This is a genomic window from Acinetobacter sp. ANC_7503 (assembly GCF_056780035.1).
The window spans coordinates 37,930-52,455 of record NZ_JBWYJA010000012.1 but is presented as its reverse complement, the minus strand read 5'-3'; the positions used below and the strand labels follow the sequence as shown (position 1 = coordinate 52,455).

Sequence of the window (14,526 nt, the reverse complement as noted above, 5' to 3'; positions counted from 1 at the left end):
ATTATGCCTATTCAAAAATGTAAGCCAACGTCTCCAGGACGTCGCTTTGTAGAGAAAGTCGTTCACGACCATCTTCACAAAGGTGCGCCTTATGCTCCGTTGGTAGAAGCTAAAAAACGTACTGGTGGTCGTAATAACAACGGTCACATTACTACACGTCACGTTGGTGGTGGTCACAAGCAACATTACCGTATTGTTGACTTTAAACGTAACAAAGATGGCATTCCTGCGACTGTAGAGCGTATCGAATACGATCCTAACCGTACTGCACACATTGCATTAGTTTTGTATGCTGACGGTGAGCGTCGTTATATCATTGCGCCTAAAGGTCTACGTGCTGGTGATAAAGTTCAATCTGGTAACGATGCTCCAATTCGTCCAGGTAACTGCTTACCACTTCGTAACATGCCTATCGGTTCTACTCTTCACAATATCGAGCTTAAAATCGGTAAAGGCGCTCAATTAGTGCGTTCTGCTGGTGCTTCTGCTCAGTTATTGGGTCGTGACGGTTCTTACGCAATTATTCGTCTACGTTCTGGCGAAATGCGTAAAGTACACGTTGAATGTCGCGCAGTTCTTGGTGAAGTTTCTAACCAAGAAAGCAACTTACGTTCACTAGGTAAAGCTGGTGCTTCACGCTGGCGTGGTGTTCGTCCTACCGTTCGTGGTATGGCGATGAACCCGGTAGATCACCCGCATGGTGGTGGTGAAGGGCGTAACAAAGGTATTCAACCTGTAAGCCCATGGGGTCAAAAAGCTAAAGGGTACAAGACACGTACCAATAAGCGTACGACTAAGATGATCATTCGCGACCGTCGCGTTAAGTAACAAGTAAAGGAATCTGACAATGCCTCGTTCTCTGAAAAAAGGCCCATTCGTCGATGCGCACTTGTTCGCTAAGGTTGAAGCGGCTATCGCGGCTAATAACCGTAAGCCGATCAAAACTTGGTCGCGTCGTTCGATGATCCTCCCGGATTTTGTTGGTTTAACAATTTCTGTACACAATGGTCGTAACCATGTTCCGGTAATCGTATCTGAGCATATGGTTGGTCACAAGCTTGGTGAATTTGCACCGACTCGTACTTACCGTGGTCACGGTGTTGACAAGAAATCTAAACGTTAATAGGTGCTATGATGGAAGTAACTGCTAAATTACGCGGTGCCGCTATCTCGGCACAAAAAGCTCGTTTGGTTGCAGACTTGATTCGCGGCAAATCTGTTGCGCACGCTCTTAACATCCTAAACTTCAGCAACAAAAAAGCTGCAGTTTTAGTTAAGAAAGCGTTGGAATCTGCGATTGCAAATGCTGAACATAATAACAGTTTAGATGTAGACGATCTTAAAGTTTCTACGATCTACGTTGATGAAGGCATGAGCCTTAAACGTATTTTGCCACGTGCTAAAGGCCGTGCAGATCGTATTACTAAGCGTACTTGTCACATCACCGTTAAGGTAGGGGTTTGATATGGGTCAGAAGGTTCATCCAATCGGTATCCGCCTAGGTGTTGTGAAACGTCATAACGCTAACTGGTATGCGAATCCGAAACAATACGCTGAATACTTGCTTAAAGATCTTCAAGTTCGTGAGTTTTTAAACAAAAAACTTAAGAATGCGATGGTGAGCAATATTCTTATCGAACGTCCAACAGGCGCTGCTAAAGTAACAATTAGCACTGCTCGTCCTGGTATCGTGATCGGTAAAAAAGGCGAAGACATTGAAAAATTACAGCGCGAACTTACCAATATTATGGGTGTTCCAGCGCAAGTAAGCATCAACGAAATTGATCGTCCAGATTTAGACGCTCGTCTAGTTGGTGAAGCAATTGCTTCTCAATTAGAAAAACGTGTAATGTTCCGTCGTGCTATGAAGCGTGCGGTTCAAAACACTATGCGTGCTGGTGCGAAAGGTATCAAAGTTGAAGTTTCTGGTCGTTTAGGCGGTGCAGAGATTGCACGTACTGAATGGTATCGTGAGGGTCGTGTACCTCTACATACTCTTCGTGCTGACATCGACTATTCAGCGGTTCGCGCAGAAACTACTTACGGTACGATCGGCGTTAAAGTTTGGATCTTCCGTGGTGAGATCTTGGGCGGCATGAAACAAGTCATGAACCCAGCTCCAGCTGAAGAACGTCCAGCTAAACGTGGTCGCGGTCGTGGTGAAGGTCAAGAGCGTCGTGGTCGTCGCAATGATCGTTCTGCTGAAAAAGGAGAATAATCCATGTTGCAACCTAAACGTACTAAATTCCGTAAAGTGCAAAAAGGCCGTAACACTGGTCTAGCACATCGCGGTAGCACAGTATCTTTTGGTACTATCGCACTTAAATCAGTTGAACGTGGTCGCATGACTGCGCGTCAAATTGAAGCAGCGCGTCGTACAATCAGCCGTCGTGTAAAACGTGGTGGTAAGATCTTTATCCGTGTATTCCCGGACAAACCAATTACTGAAAAACCATTAGAAGTTCGTATGGGTAAAGGTAAAGGTTCTGTGGAATATTGGGTTTGTGAAATCAAACCAGGTAAGATCCTGTACGAAATGGAAGGTGTGAACGAAGAATTAGCGCGTGAAGCATTTACGCTTGCTGCTGCTAAACTTCCGTTTAAAACCACTATCGTGACTCGGACGGTAATGTAATGAAAACTAAAGATCTACGTGAAAAGTCGGTAGAAGAATTGACAGCTTTGCTTGATGAGCAACAGTTGAACCAATTCCGTCTTCGCATGGCTAAAGCAACTGGTCAATTGGGTAAATCGCACGAAGTGCAATTAACTCGTAAAACTATTGCTCGCATCAAGACCCTCCTTACCGAAAAACAGGGGAACGCACAATGAGTGAGCAAACAGTTCGCACGTTAACAGGCAAAGTAGTAAGCGACAAGATGGACAAGTCTATCGTTGTTCTTATCGAACGCCGCGTTCAACACCCGTTGTATGGCAAATCAATCCGCCGTTCAACAAAATTACACGCTCATGATGAGAACAACACTGCTAAAACTGGCGATGTTGTAACTATCAAAGAAAGCCGCCCAATTTCTAAAACTAAGTCTTGGACTTTAGTTGAAGTTGTTGAAGCAGCTGCTGAGTAAATAACGTTCTTGTTGCATCATCGGTCAATTTCGAGTACTCTTTGAGCCTTTCGAAATTGTGACCGGTGATGCTCGGTTTTGGAGTAGGGCAATGATTCAGACCGAAACTATGCTCGACGTAGCAGACAACAGTGGTGCTCGCCGCGTACAATGTATTAAAGTACTTGGTGGTTCACATCGTCGTTATGCTTCAGTTGGCGACATTATTAAAGTTACTGTAAAAGAAGCAATTCCACGTGGCCGTGTTAAAAAAGGCGACGTAATGAATGCAGTAGTTGTACGTACAAAATTCGGTATCCGTCGTCCAGATGGTTCTGTTATTCGTTTCGATGATAACGCTGCTGTTATTTTGAACAACAACAAAGCTCCGATTGCTACTCGTATTTTCGGACCAGTGACTCGTGAACTTCGTACTGAACAGTTCATGAAAATCATTTCATTGGCTCCTGAAGTTCTATAATAGAGGCAATCATGGCTAAGATTAAAAAAGGCGATCAAGTAATCGTGATCGCAGGTAAAGAAAAAGGCAAACAAGGTACTGTTTTGTCTGTTTCTAATGACCGAGTTAAGGTTGAAGGTCTTAACTTAGTTAAGAAGCATCAAAAGCCTAACCGTGCAACAGGTGCTGAAGGCGCTATCGTTACACAAGAAGCTTTGCTTCATATCTCTAACGTGGCAATTTTTAATGCTACAACCCAAAAGGCTGACCGTGTTGGTTACCAAGTGATTGATGGCGTGAAAACTCGCGTTTACAAATCAAATGGTGAATCAGTGGCGGTAGCGAAGTAATAGGTTGAAATAGGCAATGGCCAGACTTAAAGCGCGTTACAACGACGAACTTAAAGCTCAATTACAAGAACAATTGGGCGTTAAGAATGTGATGGAGATCCCTCGCATCACTAAAATCACGATCAATATGGGTGTTGGTGCAGCAGCTGCTGACAAAAAACTCCTTGATGGTGCTCTTTCTGATATGCAAGCTATCGCTGGTCAAAAACCAGTTCTTACGTTAGCTCGTAAATCTATCGCTGGTTTCAAAATCCGTGATGGTTGGCCGATTGGTTGTAAAGTTACTTTACGCGGCGAACGCATGTACGAATTCTTAGACCGTTTGATCTCTATCGCGATCCCTCGTATCCGTGACTTCCGTGGTTTCTCTGCGAAATCATTTGACGGTCGTGGTAACTACTCTATGGGTCTTAAAGAACAGATCATGTTCCCTGAGATCGATTTTGATAAGATTGACCGTATTCGTGGTATGGATATTACCATCACTACGACTGCTCGCACCGATGACGAAGGCCGTGCGCTTATGCGTGCATTCGGCTTCCCGTTCAAATAAGAGGTCGATATGGCTAAGAAAGGTATGATTAATCGCGAATTGAAACGCGAAGCTACTGTTGCTAAATACGCTGCAAAACGTGCTGAATTAAAAGCTGTTATTGCAAACGTAAATGCAAGCGACGAAGAGCGTTTCGAAGCGATGATGAAGTTACAAGCATTACCACGTAATGCATCTCCAGTACGTCTTCGTAACCGTTGTGGTTTAACTGGTCGTCCTCATGGTTACTTCCGTAAGTTCGGTTTAAGCCGTAACAAATTACGTGACACAGTAATGCAAGGTGATGTACCGGGCGTTGTTAAGGCAAGCTGGTAAGGAGCACTATAAATGAGTATGCAAGATACCGTTGCCGACATGTTAACACGTGTTCGTAACGCACAAATGGCGAAGAAACAAACTGTTTCTATGCCAAACTCAAAGTTAAAAGTTGCGATTGCTAACGTTCTTCAACAAGAAGGTTATATCGCTGACGTAGCTGTTGCGGATGCTGAAGGCAAACCAACACTTACTTTGACTTTAAAATATTTCGAAGGCAAACCAGTTATTGAAACTGTGAAGCGCGTTAGCCGTCCAGGTTTACGTCAATATCGCGGTAAAGATAACCTTCCAAGCGTTAAGCAAGGTTTAGGTATTGCAATTGTTTCTACAAGCAAAGGCATCATGACTGATCGCGCTGCACGTGCTGCAGGTATCGGTGGTGAAGTTATTGCTTTTGTTTCTTAATAGGTGATTCCTCATGTCTCGTGTGGCTAAAGCCCCAGTAACTGTACCTAACGGTGTAACAGTTACTCAGAACGGCCGGCAGGTCGAAGTGAAAGGCAGCAAAGGTACTTTGTCTTTCAACCTGCATGCGCTGGTCGAGCTAAAACAGGAAGACGGTATTCTAGCTGTTGCTCCTAAAGCTGAATCTAAAGATGCTTGGATGCAAGCTGGTACTGCTCGCGCTGTGCTTAACAACCTTGTTAAAGGTGTTAGCGAAGGTTTCGAACGTAAGTTACAACTTATCGGTGTTGGTTATAAAGCTGCGGTTAAAGGGAACACAGTTCACCTTAACCTAGGTTTCTCTCACCCGATCGATTACAACCTTCCTGAAGGTGTAACTGCTGAAACTCCTACAGCTACTGAAATCGTGCTTAAATCTGCTGATAAAGCAGCTTTAGGTCAAGTTGCTGCAGATATCCGTGGTTACCGTCCACCAGAGCCATATAAAGGTAAAGGTGTTCGTTATTCTGATGAAGTTGTACTTCGTAAAGAAGCTAAGAAGAAATAAGGCGCGAGGTTCTTATGAACGAAAAGAAACAAACCCGTTTGCGTCGTGCGAAAAGCACACGCTTGCACATCCGTGCATTGGGTGCGACTCGTTTGTGTGTAAACCGCACTCCGCGTCACATCTATGCTCAAGTAATCTCAGCAGATGGTGGCAAAGTATTAGCGCAAGCTTCTACTTTAGATGCTACGTTACGTAGTGGTACTACAGGTAACGTTGAAGCAGCTACTAAAGTTGGTGCTTTAATCGCTGAACGTGCTAAAGCAGCTGGCGTAACTAAAGTTGCATTTGACCGTTCTGGTTTCAAATATCATGGTCGTATCAAAGCCTTGGCTGATGCTGCTCGTGAAAACGGCTTGGAGTTCTAATCATGGCTAAAGTTGAACAAAACGAAGGTCTTGTTGAAAAGCTGGTTGCCGTTGATCGTGTAGCCAAAGTTGTTAAGGGTGGTCGTATCTTCTCTTTCACAGCATTAACTGTTGTGGGTGATGGTAATGGTCGCGTAGGTTTTGGTCGTGGTAAAGCTCGTGAAGTTCCAGCTGCTATTTCTAAAGCACTTGAAGCTGCTCGTCGCAACATGATTACTGTTGAACTTGTTGATGGTACTGTTCAGCACCCTATCAACGCTCGTCACGGTGCTAGCCGTGTTTACATGCAACCTGCTTCTGAAGGTACTGGTGTAATTGCTGGTGGCGCTATGCGTGCTGTTTTAGAAGCTGTTGGTGTACGTAACGTATTAACTAAATGTTATGGTTCTACTAACGCTGCGAACGTAGTAAACGCGACTTTTAATGGTCTGCGTGATATGACTTCTCCTGAGAAAGTTGCTGCGAAACGTGGTCTTTCAGTAGCACAAATTCAAGGGTAATCAATCATGAAAACGATTAAAGTTACCCAGACTAAATCTGCATCGCATCGCTTGAAAAATCACAAGCTTAGCCTTAAAGGTTTAGGTCTGCGTCGTATTGGTCACACTGTAGAAGTTCAAGATACTCCTTCTAACCGTGGTATGATCAATCAAGTTTACTATATGGTTAGTGTAGAGGAATAAGCCATGACTCTGCGTTTAAATACAATTGCACCTGCAGAAGGTGCTAAACGTGATAACCTTCGTTTAGGCCGTGGTATTGGTTCTGGCGTTGGTAAGACTGGTGGCCGTGGTGTCAAAGGTCAAAACTCACGTAAGAGCGGTGGTACTCGTCCAGGTTTTGAGGGTGGTCAAACTGCATTATATCGTCGTCTACCTAAGTTCGGTTTCACTAGCCAATTGGCTTTGAAAACTGCTGAAGTACGTTTGTCTGAACTTAACAAAGTTGAAGGCGATATCGTGTCTCTTGAAACTTTAAAAGCAGCGAACGTTGTACGTAAAGATATGATTCGTGCTCGTATCGTTCTTTCTGGTGAAATCACTCGTGCATTCACTGTTCAAGGTGTTGCATTGACTAAAGGCGCTAAAGCTGCTGTTGAAGCTGCTGGCGGTAAAGTCGAGGAGTAATCGCGAGTGTCTATGTCTCCTAGTTCTACAGGTCATGTTCACATGATGAAAGGTCAACCATTTCACGTTAAATATCGTGAAATTATACGCCGATTAATGTTTTTAATTGGTGCTTTGGTGGTCTTTCGACTAGGAGCGCATATTCCGCTGCCAGGTATTGATAATGTCGCTTTAGAACGTTTCTTTAATGCAAACCAGGGTACTTTCCTTGGTTTGTTTAATATGTTCTCAGGCGGGGCATTGGAACGAATGTCCATTCTTGCGTTGGGGATCATGCCGTATATTTCTGCATCGATTATCGTGCAGTTAATGTCAACGGTTGTTCCTTCGCTGGAAGCATTGAAAAAAGAAGGCGAGCAGGGCAAGCGTAAGATTAACCAATATACGCGTTACGGCACATTATTCCTTGCAATTGTACAAGGTATTGGTATGTGTGCGGGTCTGATCAGTCAAGGGATTACCTTTACTTCAGGTTTAGCATTCTATATTCCTGCATTAACGTCTTTAGTTGCAGGTACCATGTTCTTAATGTGGTTGGGAGAGCAAATTACCGAACGTGGTGTTGGTAATGGGATCTCTATGATCATCTTTGCAGGTATTGTTGCTGGTTTACCAAGTATGGTTGTGCAATCATTTACCCTTGTGGAAAATGGTCAATCAAGTTTAATTGGTATTGCTATATTTGGCTTATTGTCTTTAGCTGTTTTAGCTGCGATTGTGTTTATTGAAAAAGCACAACGTCGTATACCTGTTAACTATGCTCAAAAGCAGCAAGGTCGCCGAGTATTTACTGCACAGCAGACTCACTTACCATTAAAAATAAATATGGCGGGTGTAATTCCAGCAATTTTCGCAAGTTCGTTATTGCTGTTTCCTGCAAGTTTAGGTCAATGGTTAGGTAGTTCTGATCCTAATGCAGGGATCGTTAAGCGTACACTACAAGATTTGGCATTAGTTTTATCGCCTGGACAACCATTATATTTGGTGCTATTCGGTGCGCTTATTATTTTCTTCTGTTATTTTTATACGGCACTAGTTTTCAGTCCTAAAGAAGTATCAGAAAACTTAAAGCGTAGTGGAGCTTATGTACCTGGTATCCGCCCAGGTGAGCAAACTGCTCGTTATTTAGATCATATTCTTAGTCGTTTAACATTTATCGGTTCGATTTATATCACTGTTGTATGTTTAATGCCGATGGTTCTTCAAAGTTCTTTTGGTATTCCATTCCATTTGGGTGGTACATCACTGTTGATCGTGGTTGTTGTAGTAATGGACTTTATGGCTCAACTACAGGCACATCTCACATCGCGCCAATATGATAATCAAACACTAATGAGTAAAACGACTGCTCATCCTAAGGGATAAGCGCACTTAGAGGTTTCATCATGAAAGTTCAAGCTTCTGTAAAGAAAATTTGTGGTAGCTGTAAAGTTATCCGTCGTAATGGGGTAATCCGCGTGATTTGTAGCGCTGAACCTCGTCATAAGCAGCGTCAAGGTTAATCTGATCAAGACCTGTTGATTTCAGTAGGCTAATTAGGTTATTATCCGCCCCTCAAAGATTTTGTGGGGCGGTTGATTATCTCTACTGCCTTTTTGGAGAAAGTGAATGGCTCGTATTGCCGGTGTAAACATTCCGGATAACAAGCATGCTGTTATCTCTCTTACGTATATCTTTGGTATTGGTCGCCATACTGCTAAGCAAATCTTAGCTGCAACTGGTATTGCACCAACTACTAAGATCCGTGAATTAGATGACGCTCAGCTTGATGCGATTCGTGCAGAAGTTGCTAAGGTTCCGACCGAAGGTGACTTACGTCGCGAAATTTCCATGAACATTAAACGTTTAATGGATTTAGGCTGCTACCGCGGTCTTCGTCATCGTCGCAGCTTGCCTGTCCGCGGACAACGCACCAAAACTAACGCACGTACCCGTAAAGGTCCGCGCAAACCTATTAAGAAATAAGATTTCTGGAAGCTAAAAGATGGCTAAAGATACTCGCACACGCAAGAAGGTCACTCGTACCGTCTCTGAAGGTGTTGCACACATTCACGCTTCTTTTAATAACACCATTGTGACTATTACCGATCGTCAAGGTAATGCACTGGCTTGGGCCACTTCAGGTGGACAAGGCTTCCGTGGATCACGTAAATCAACTCCGTTTGCTGCTCAGGTAGCTGCTGAAGTTGCTGGTAAAGCTGCTTTAGATTACGGTTTGAAAAACTTGGACGTCCTTGTTAAAGGTCCTGGTCCAGGTCGTGAATCTGCGGTTCGTGCTTTAGGTGCAGTGGGTTATAAAATTAATAGCATTACCGATGTGACTCCAATTCCTCACAACGGTTGCCGTCCACCTAAAAAACGTCGCGTGTAAGGAGAAACATTCATGGCTCGTTATATTGGTCCAAAATGCAAACTCTCTCGCCGCGAAGGGACAGACCTGCAACTTAAATCAGGCGTTAAACCGTTTGATGTTAAGACAAAAAAACATGCTAAAGCTCCTGGCCAACATGGTGGAGCTCGTGGTGGTAAACAATCAGAGTACTCACTACAATTACGTGAAAAACAAAAAGTACGTCGTATGTACGGTGTTTTAGAACGTCAATTTAGTAACTACTATAAAGAAGCTGCTCGTGTTAAAGGCGCAACAGGTGAAAACTTGTTGAAATTGCTTGAAAGCCGTTTAGATAACGTTGTTTATCGTATGGGCTTTGGTTCTACACGTGCAGAAGCTCGTCAGCTTGTATCTCACCGTTCAATCACTTTAAATGGTCGTCGTGTTAACATCGCGTCAATCCAAGTTAAAGCTGGTGACGTGATTGCAGTACACGAAGGCGCTAAACAACAATTACGTATTAAAAACGCAATTGAATTGGCTGCTCAACGTGGAACTCCTTCTTGGATGGAAGTTGACCATTCTAAATTAGAAGGTACATTCAAATCTGCACCTGATCGTTCTGATTTACCTGCTGAAATCAACGAAAGCTTGATTGTTGAATTGTATTCTAAATAATCCTTGAGGTAGCAATAATGACGCGTACTGCAAACGAGTTTCTAACTCCGCAAGCGATCAAGGTCGAAGCGGCAAGCGGGACCTCGGCAAAAGTGATTCTAGAACCTTTAGAGCGTGGCTTTGGTCATACTCTAGGTAATGCTTTACGTCGCATTCTTTTATCATCTTTACCTGGCGCTGCTGTGGTTGAAGTTGAGATTGAAGGCGTCGAGCACGAGTACAGTACTTTAGAAGGCTTGCAGCAGGACATCGTCGAGCTCTTGCTGAACCTTAAAGGATTGTCTATTAAGCTGTTCGATCAAAATGAAGCATATTTGACATTAGAGAAACAAGGTCCTGGCGATGTAACTGCCGCTGATCTTCGTTTACCTCACAATGTTGAAGTGGTTAACCCTGAACATTTGATCGGCACGTTAAGTGCTTCAGGCTCATTGAAAATGCGCTTGAAAGTTGTTCAAGGTCGTGGTTATGAGACTTCTGATTCTCGCTTCCCAGAAGGTGAAACTCGCCCAGTGGGACGTTTACAATTAGATGCGTCTTATAGCCCGATTAAACGTGTTTCTTACACAGTTGAAAATGCTCGTGTAGAACAACGTACAGACCTTGACAAGTTGGTCATTGATCTTGAAACAAACGGGACTGTTGATCCTGAAGAAGCGATCCGTAAAGCGGCAACAATCTTGCAACAACAAATTGCAATCTTTGTTGATCTTCAGAAAGATCAAGCTCCAGTTGCTCAAGAACCTCGTGAAGAAGTTGACCCAATCTTGCTTCGTCCAGTAGATGATCTAGAGCTTACTGTTCGTTCTGCTAACTGTTTGAAAGCAGAAAATATTTACTACATTGGTGATCTTGTTCAACGTACTGAAGTTGAGTTGTTAAAAACTCCTAACTTAGGTAAAAAATCGTTGACTGAGATCAAAGATGTTCTGGCTTCAAAAGGCTTACAACTCGGCATGCGTTTAGAAAACTGGCCACCAGCTAGTTTACGTATGGACGATCGTTTTGCCTATCGTAGTCGTTAATTAAGTAGGACTATCACCATGCGTCATCGTAATAGTGGTGTGAAATTAGGCCGTACAAGCAGTCATCGTAAAGCGATGTTCCAAAACATGGCTAATTCTTTGTTTGAACACGAGTTGATCAAAACAACTGTGCCTAAAGCAAAAGAGTTACGTCGTGTAGCTGAGCCTTTAATCACTTTAGCTAAAGTCGATACAGTAGCAAACCGTCGTTTAGCGTTTGCTCGTACTCGTTCAGCAGCAACTGTTGGTAAATTATTTACCGTTCTTGGCCCTCGTTACAAAGAACGTAACGGCGGTTATCTACGTGTTCTTAAAGCGGGCTTCCGTGCAGGTGATGCTGCACCGATGGCTTACGTTGAGCTAGTAGATCGCGAAGTTAAATAATTTCGTGTAGAACATCGCAAGTTGTTCAAAAAAGGTCGGTTGAATAAACCGGCCTTTTTTTGTCTAACAATTGGCATTACTTGACCTGAATTGATATGTTTTTTGCAACTTTTAGTCAAACTTGACATTGTGTATTGTCAAAAATATGTTTTAATAAAAATGTTCTTATAAAAAGGTTAATAAAAGAAATGGATAAGCAAGTCGATATTCTTATTGTTGGTGCTGGTATCTCTGGAATTGGAATTGCAGCACATTTAATTAAAAATAATCCGAACCGTAAATTTGAAATACTCGAACGTCGTAAAAGTTTCGGTGGAACGTGGGATTTGTTTAAATACCCAGGTATTCGCTCCGACTCAGATATGTCTACTTTTGGCTACAATTTTAAGCCATGGCGTAAAGCGAATGTGCTTGCAGATGGCGCTTCGATTAAAGGTTACTTGGGTGAAGTTGTAAGTGAGTACAATATTAAAGAAAAAATTCATTTTGAGCATCGTGTAGTTTCTGCGAATTACGATACTTCAATCAAAAAATGGATTGTAGAAATCGAAGATCAAAATGAAAAGAAACAAACTTGGCAAGCTAATTTTGTCTTAGGCTGCACAGGCTATTATAACTACGATCAAGGTTTCCAACCTGATTTTCCAAATCAAGATAAATTTAAAGGTCAATTGATTCATCCACAATTTTGGCCTGAAAATTTAGATTATACCGGCAAGAAAGTAGTTATCATTGGTAGTGGAGCAACTGCAATCACTTTAGTACCAGCAATGGCAAAAGGTGGGGCTGGGCATGTAACAATGTTACAACGTTCACCAACTTATATTGCTTCAATTCCTTCGATTGATTTTGTTTATGACAAAACACGTAAATTTATGACAGAGGACATGGCATATAAGTTCACGCGTGCTCGTAATATCGGAATGCAACGTGCAATTTTTGCTTTGTCAAAAAAACAACCTCAACTGGTTCGCAAGTTACTTCTTAAATCTATTGAAATGCAGTTGAAAGGTAAAGTGGATATGAAACACTTTACCCCAAGTTACAATCCTTGGGATCAACGTTTATGTGTAGTGCCAGACGGTGATTTATTCAAAATTTTACGTAGTGGTAAAGCAAGTGTTGAAACAGATCATATTGAATCATTCACTGAAAATGGTATTCAATTGAAATCTGGTAAACACTTAGATGCAGATATCATTGTTTCTGCGACTGGTCTAGAAATTCAAATTATGGGCGGTATCAAAGCGACTGTTGATGGTCAGCCGATCAAGACTAGCGAACATATGCTTTATAATGGTGTGATGGTAAGTGATGTACCAAATATGGCGATGGTCATTGGTTATGTGAACGCGTCATGGACCTTAAAAGTAGATGTAGTCGCTGATTATATTTGCCGTCTATTCAAATTTATGGATCAGAACGGTTATGATGAAGTTGTCGCACCAACTGACCATTCTGCAATGCTCGATGAAACAGTTATGGGTGAAATGTCATCAGGTTATATTGCGCGTGCGGCTGATCAACTTCCAAAACAAGGTACTAAGGCACCTTGGATGGCAACGCATAACTATTTAGCTGATCGTAAAGATCTCAAAAATGCGACTTTTAATGATGGTATTTTAAAATTTGCGAAGGCTCCGGCACAGTCTGTAAAAAAGCCTAAATTAGTGTCTTAATGAATAGCTATTAAAATAAAAAAGGAAGCGAAAGCTTCCTTTTTCTATCTACAAAGAACGTGATATGAGTTCTTTCATGATTTCATTGGTACCTGCATAAATACGATTTGCACGGTTGTCGATATATGCGCGTGCAATAGGGTATTCAAGCATGAAGCCATAGCCACCGTGTAACTGCAAGCATTCATCGACGACTTTAGAGAACATATCAGAAATTTTATATTTTGCAGCTGCAGCCGCATCTACACCTAACGTACCCTCAAGCTGTAATTCCATACAACGATCTAAATAAGAACGACAAAAGTCTATTTCAGTTCGAAGTTCTGCTAGCTTAAAACGTGTATTTTGAAATGCGCCAATTGGCTTGCCAAATGCTTTACGATCTTTTGTATATTGTACTGTGTGTGCAAAGGCAGATTCTGCACCAGCTTGGCAGATAATCGCTACAAGCATACGTTCCCAAGCGAGTTCTTTCATAAGCATGATGAAGCCCATGCCTTCTATACCAATCAAATTTTCCTTTGGTACACGAACATTATCAAAGAACAATTCGCAAGTATCTTGTCCTTTCATACCAATTTTATTGAGTGGTTTACCTTTGGTGAATCCTGCTCGATCAGCTTCGACAATGATAAGCGATAAGTTGGCTGAACCTTTATCACTATTACCTGTCTTGCACACAACAATCGCCATGTCACATAGATAACCATTGGTAATAAAAATTTTAGAACCATTGATGACATATTCATCGCCATCTAAAACTGCAGAAGTTCGTACAGCTTGTAAGTCTGAACCTGTACCAGGCTCCGTCATCGCAATGGCAGTGACAACTTCGCCAGAAGCCATTTTAGGGAGCCATTTTTTCTTCTGCTCTTCGTTGGCAAAATTATTCAGGTAGTTCGCAACAATATCCGAATGCAATGAAAAACCAGTTGATGAATCCATTGCATAAGCTTGTTCTTCAATGAGGATCATACTGTAGAGTCGATCTACACCATATCCACCATATTCTTCAGGCATTGTGGTGCACAATAGACCCATTTCACCCGCTTTATTCCATAAGTCACGATCTACATGTTGTTGTTCTTCGTATTTGGCAATATTTGGAACGACTTCTTTTTCATAGAATTTTCGGACAGTATCACGAAAGGCTTCATGTTCTGCATTGAATAATTTTCGAGGCAACATATTAGGAATTGGTCGAATTGCGCCTGATTGCATATTTATATTTCCATAAG

Annotated in this window: 25 protein-coding genes and 1 pseudogene; 25 read left to right on the top strand and 1 reads right to left on the bottom strand. The window is 42.3% G+C overall.

Translation table 11 applies throughout. From position 1 onward, the window contains the following. The first annotated feature begins 3 nt into the window (after window positions 1-3). The 25 genes and pseudogenes from rplB to AC1M9M_RS12545 all read left to right on the top strand — a co-directional run bounded on the left by rplB (window position 4) and on the right by AC1M9M_RS12545 (window position 13,288). Entirely contained in the window at window positions 4-828 is an 825-nt protein-coding gene (rplB, locus tag AC1M9M_RS12665; protein WP_035265099.1) for a 50S ribosomal protein L2, read from the top strand. 19 nt (window positions 829-847) lie between these two features. Beyond that, the gene (rpsS, locus tag AC1M9M_RS12660) at window positions 848-1,123 is read left to right on the top strand and encodes a 30S ribosomal protein S19 (protein WP_004281508.1); all 276 of its coding nucleotides are present in this window, start codon (window positions 848-850) and stop codon (window positions 1,121-1,123) included. A gap of 11 nt (window positions 1,124-1,134) precedes the next feature. Next, window positions 1,135-1,464, top strand: a complete 330-nt coding sequence (gene rplV, locus AC1M9M_RS12655; RefSeq protein ID WP_035265103.1) for a 50S ribosomal protein L22 — start codon at window positions 1,135-1,137, stop codon at window positions 1,462-1,464. 1 nt (window position 1,465) lies between these two features. Beyond that, window positions 1,466-2,282: pseudogene (gene rpsC / locus AC1M9M_RS12650) on the top strand (30S ribosomal protein S3). Further along, the gene (gene rplP / locus AC1M9M_RS12645) at window positions 2,222-2,635 is read left to right on the top strand and encodes a 50S ribosomal protein L16 (protein WP_035265110.1); all 414 of its coding nucleotides are present in this window, start codon (window positions 2,222-2,224) and stop codon (window positions 2,633-2,635) included. Before rpsC ends, rplP begins: the two are co-directional and overlap by 61 nt. After that, window positions 2,635-2,832, top strand: a complete 198-nt coding sequence (rpmC, locus tag AC1M9M_RS12640) for a 50S ribosomal protein L29 (RefSeq protein WP_035265113.1) — start codon at window positions 2,635-2,637, stop codon at window positions 2,830-2,832. The genes rplP and rpmC overlap by 1 nt, the downstream gene beginning before the upstream one ends. After that, the gene (rpsQ, locus tag AC1M9M_RS12635) at window positions 2,829-3,086 is read left to right on the top strand and encodes a 30S ribosomal protein S17 (RefSeq protein ID WP_004691314.1); all 258 of its coding nucleotides are present in this window, start codon (window positions 2,829-2,831) and stop codon (window positions 3,084-3,086) included. The genes rpmC and rpsQ overlap by 4 nt, the downstream gene beginning before the upstream one ends. A gap of 91 nt (window positions 3,087-3,177) precedes the next feature. Continuing rightward, a complete protein-coding gene (gene rplN, locus AC1M9M_RS12630) occupies window positions 3,178-3,546 on the top strand; it encodes a 50S ribosomal protein L14 (protein ID WP_035265119.1) in 369 nt (122 codons plus the stop codon). 11 nt (window positions 3,547-3,557) lie between these two features. Beyond that, window positions 3,558-3,875 carry a 50S ribosomal protein L24 gene (rplX, locus tag AC1M9M_RS12625; protein WP_035265122.1) on the top strand — a complete coding sequence of 106 codons (318 nt, stop codon included), beginning with the start codon at window positions 3,558-3,560 and terminating at the stop codon, window positions 3,873-3,875. A 16-nt stretch (window positions 3,876-3,891) separates the two neighbouring features. Then, window positions 3,892-4,428, top strand: coding sequence for a 50S ribosomal protein L5 (gene rplE, locus AC1M9M_RS12620; RefSeq protein WP_004809796.1), 537 nt, complete (start codon window positions 3,892-3,894; stop codon window positions 4,426-4,428). Between the two features lie 9 nt (window positions 4,429-4,437). Next, entirely contained in the window at window positions 4,438-4,743 is a 306-nt protein-coding gene (gene rpsN, locus AC1M9M_RS12615; protein WP_067731180.1) for a 30S ribosomal protein S14, read from the top strand. 12 nt (window positions 4,744-4,755) lie between these two features. Further along, a complete protein-coding gene (gene rpsH, locus AC1M9M_RS12610) occupies window positions 4,756-5,151 on the top strand; it encodes a 30S ribosomal protein S8 (protein ID WP_035265132.1) in 396 nt (131 codons plus the stop codon). A gap of 13 nt (window positions 5,152-5,164) precedes the next feature. Then, window positions 5,165-5,698, top strand: a complete 534-nt coding sequence (gene rplF / locus AC1M9M_RS12605) for a 50S ribosomal protein L6 (RefSeq protein WP_035265135.1) — start codon at window positions 5,165-5,167, stop codon at window positions 5,696-5,698. Window positions 5,699-5,712: 14 nt separating this feature from the next. Further along, complete coding sequence (rplR, locus tag AC1M9M_RS12600) at window positions 5,713-6,063, top strand: 50S ribosomal protein L18 (RefSeq protein WP_035265138.1); 351 nt, start codon at window positions 5,713-5,715, stop codon at window positions 6,061-6,063. Between the two features lie 2 nt (window positions 6,064-6,065). Next, entirely contained in the window at window positions 6,066-6,563 is a 498-nt protein-coding gene (gene rpsE / locus AC1M9M_RS12595; RefSeq protein ID WP_035265141.1) for a 30S ribosomal protein S5, read from the top strand. A 6-nt stretch (window positions 6,564-6,569) separates the two neighbouring features. After that, window positions 6,570-6,746 (top strand): 50S ribosomal protein L30, encoded by a 177-nt coding sequence (gene rpmD, locus AC1M9M_RS12590; protein ID WP_004786899.1) that lies wholly within the window; start codon window positions 6,570-6,572, stop codon window positions 6,744-6,746. A gap of 3 nt (window positions 6,747-6,749) precedes the next feature. Further along, window positions 6,750-7,190 (top strand): 50S ribosomal protein L15, encoded by a 441-nt coding sequence (rplO, locus tag AC1M9M_RS12585; protein ID WP_179999269.1) that lies wholly within the window; start codon window positions 6,750-6,752, stop codon window positions 7,188-7,190. 45 nt (window positions 7,191-7,235) lie between these two features. After that, a complete protein-coding gene (gene secY / locus AC1M9M_RS12580) occupies window positions 7,236-8,555 on the top strand; it encodes a preprotein translocase subunit SecY (protein ID WP_171076742.1) in 1,320 nt (439 codons plus the stop codon). 20 nt (window positions 8,556-8,575) lie between these two features. After that, window positions 8,576-8,692 carry a 50S ribosomal protein L36 gene (gene rpmJ / locus AC1M9M_RS12575; protein ID WP_000867907.1) on the top strand — a complete coding sequence of 39 codons (117 nt, stop codon included), beginning with the start codon at window positions 8,576-8,578 and terminating at the stop codon, window positions 8,690-8,692. 106 nt (window positions 8,693-8,798) lie between these two features. After that, complete coding sequence (rpsM, locus tag AC1M9M_RS12570; protein WP_035265156.1) at window positions 8,799-9,155, top strand: 30S ribosomal protein S13; 357 nt, start codon at window positions 8,799-8,801, stop codon at window positions 9,153-9,155. 19 nt (window positions 9,156-9,174) lie between these two features. Beyond that, window positions 9,175-9,561 carry a 30S ribosomal protein S11 gene (gene rpsK / locus AC1M9M_RS12565; protein WP_001040166.1) on the top strand — a complete coding sequence of 129 codons (387 nt, stop codon included), beginning with the start codon at window positions 9,175-9,177 and terminating at the stop codon, window positions 9,559-9,561. 12 nt (window positions 9,562-9,573) lie between these two features. Then, complete coding sequence (gene rpsD, locus AC1M9M_RS12560) at window positions 9,574-10,200, top strand: 30S ribosomal protein S4 (protein WP_035265160.1); 627 nt, start codon at window positions 9,574-9,576, stop codon at window positions 10,198-10,200. A 17-nt stretch (window positions 10,201-10,217) separates the two neighbouring features. After that, window positions 10,218-11,225: a DNA-directed RNA polymerase subunit alpha gene (locus AC1M9M_RS12555; protein ID WP_035265161.1), complete on the top strand. Its 1,008-nt coding sequence runs from the start codon at window positions 10,218-10,220 to the stop codon at window positions 11,223-11,225. A gap of 18 nt (window positions 11,226-11,243) precedes the next feature. Continuing rightward, a complete protein-coding gene (rplQ, locus tag AC1M9M_RS12550; protein WP_034587447.1) occupies window positions 11,244-11,609 on the top strand; it encodes a 50S ribosomal protein L17 in 366 nt (121 codons plus the stop codon). Window positions 11,610-11,788: 179 nt separating this feature from the next. After that, window positions 11,789-13,288 carry a flavin-containing monooxygenase gene (locus AC1M9M_RS12545; protein WP_481596538.1) on the top strand — a complete coding sequence of 500 codons (1,500 nt, stop codon included), beginning with the start codon at window positions 11,789-11,791 and terminating at the stop codon, window positions 13,286-13,288. Window positions 13,289-13,336: 48 nt separating this feature from the next. On the opposite strand, the gene AC1M9M_RS12540 is transcribed toward AC1M9M_RS12545, so the two are convergent. Beyond that, window positions 13,337-14,509 carry an acyl-CoA dehydrogenase family protein gene (locus tag AC1M9M_RS12540; protein WP_481596501.1) on the bottom strand — a complete coding sequence of 391 codons (1,173 nt, stop codon included), beginning with the start codon at window positions 14,507-14,509 and terminating at the stop codon, window positions 13,337-13,339. Between the last annotated feature and the right edge of the window lie 17 nt (window positions 14,510-14,526).

Coding starts and splice junctions, on each gene's coding strand:
- rplB (WP_035265099.1), top strand. CDS start 4: ATGCCTATTCAAAAATGTAAGCCAACGTCTCCAGGACGTCGCTTTGTA.
- rpsS (WP_004281508.1), top strand. CDS start 848: ATGCCTCGTTCTCTGAAAAAAGGCCCATTCGTCGATGCGCACTTGTTC.
- rplV (WP_035265103.1), top strand. CDS start 1,135: ATGGAAGTAACTGCTAAATTACGCGGTGCCGCTATCTCGGCACAAAAA.
- rplP (WP_035265110.1), top strand. CDS start 2,222: ATGTTGCAACCTAAACGTACTAAATTCCGTAAAGTGCAAAAAGGCCGT.
- rpmC (WP_035265113.1), top strand. CDS start 2,635: ATGAAAACTAAAGATCTACGTGAAAAGTCGGTAGAAGAATTGACAGCT.
- rpsQ (WP_004691314.1), top strand. CDS start 2,829: ATGAGTGAGCAAACAGTTCGCACGTTAACAGGCAAAGTAGTAAGCGAC.
- rplN (WP_035265119.1), top strand. CDS start 3,178: ATGATTCAGACCGAAACTATGCTCGACGTAGCAGACAACAGTGGTGCT.
- rplX (WP_035265122.1), top strand. CDS start 3,558: ATGGCTAAGATTAAAAAAGGCGATCAAGTAATCGTGATCGCAGGTAAA.
- rplE (WP_004809796.1), top strand. CDS start 3,892: ATGGCCAGACTTAAAGCGCGTTACAACGACGAACTTAAAGCTCAATTA.
- rpsN (WP_067731180.1), top strand. CDS start 4,438: ATGGCTAAGAAAGGTATGATTAATCGCGAATTGAAACGCGAAGCTACT.
- rpsH (WP_035265132.1), top strand. CDS start 4,756: ATGAGTATGCAAGATACCGTTGCCGACATGTTAACACGTGTTCGTAAC.
- rplF (WP_035265135.1), top strand. CDS start 5,165: ATGTCTCGTGTGGCTAAAGCCCCAGTAACTGTACCTAACGGTGTAACA.
- rplR (WP_035265138.1), top strand. CDS start 5,713: ATGAACGAAAAGAAACAAACCCGTTTGCGTCGTGCGAAAAGCACACGC.
- rpsE (WP_035265141.1), top strand. CDS start 6,066: ATGGCTAAAGTTGAACAAAACGAAGGTCTTGTTGAAAAGCTGGTTGCC.
- rpmD (WP_004786899.1), top strand. CDS start 6,570: ATGAAAACGATTAAAGTTACCCAGACTAAATCTGCATCGCATCGCTTG.
- rplO (WP_179999269.1), top strand. CDS start 6,750: ATGACTCTGCGTTTAAATACAATTGCACCTGCAGAAGGTGCTAAACGT.
- secY (WP_171076742.1), top strand. CDS start 7,236: ATGAAAGGTCAACCATTTCACGTTAAATATCGTGAAATTATACGCCGA.
- rpmJ (WP_000867907.1), top strand. CDS start 8,576: ATGAAAGTTCAAGCTTCTGTAAAGAAAATTTGTGGTAGCTGTAAAGTT.
- rpsM (WP_035265156.1), top strand. CDS start 8,799: ATGGCTCGTATTGCCGGTGTAAACATTCCGGATAACAAGCATGCTGTT.
- rpsK (WP_001040166.1), top strand. CDS start 9,175: ATGGCTAAAGATACTCGCACACGCAAGAAGGTCACTCGTACCGTCTCT.
- rpsD (WP_035265160.1), top strand. CDS start 9,574: ATGGCTCGTTATATTGGTCCAAAATGCAAACTCTCTCGCCGCGAAGGG.
- AC1M9M_RS12555 (WP_035265161.1), top strand. CDS start 10,218: ATGACGCGTACTGCAAACGAGTTTCTAACTCCGCAAGCGATCAAGGTC.
- rplQ (WP_034587447.1), top strand. CDS start 11,244: ATGCGTCATCGTAATAGTGGTGTGAAATTAGGCCGTACAAGCAGTCAT.
- AC1M9M_RS12540 (WP_481596501.1), bottom strand. CDS start 14,509: ATGCAATCAGGCGCAATTCGACCAATTCCTAATATGTTGCCTCGAAAA.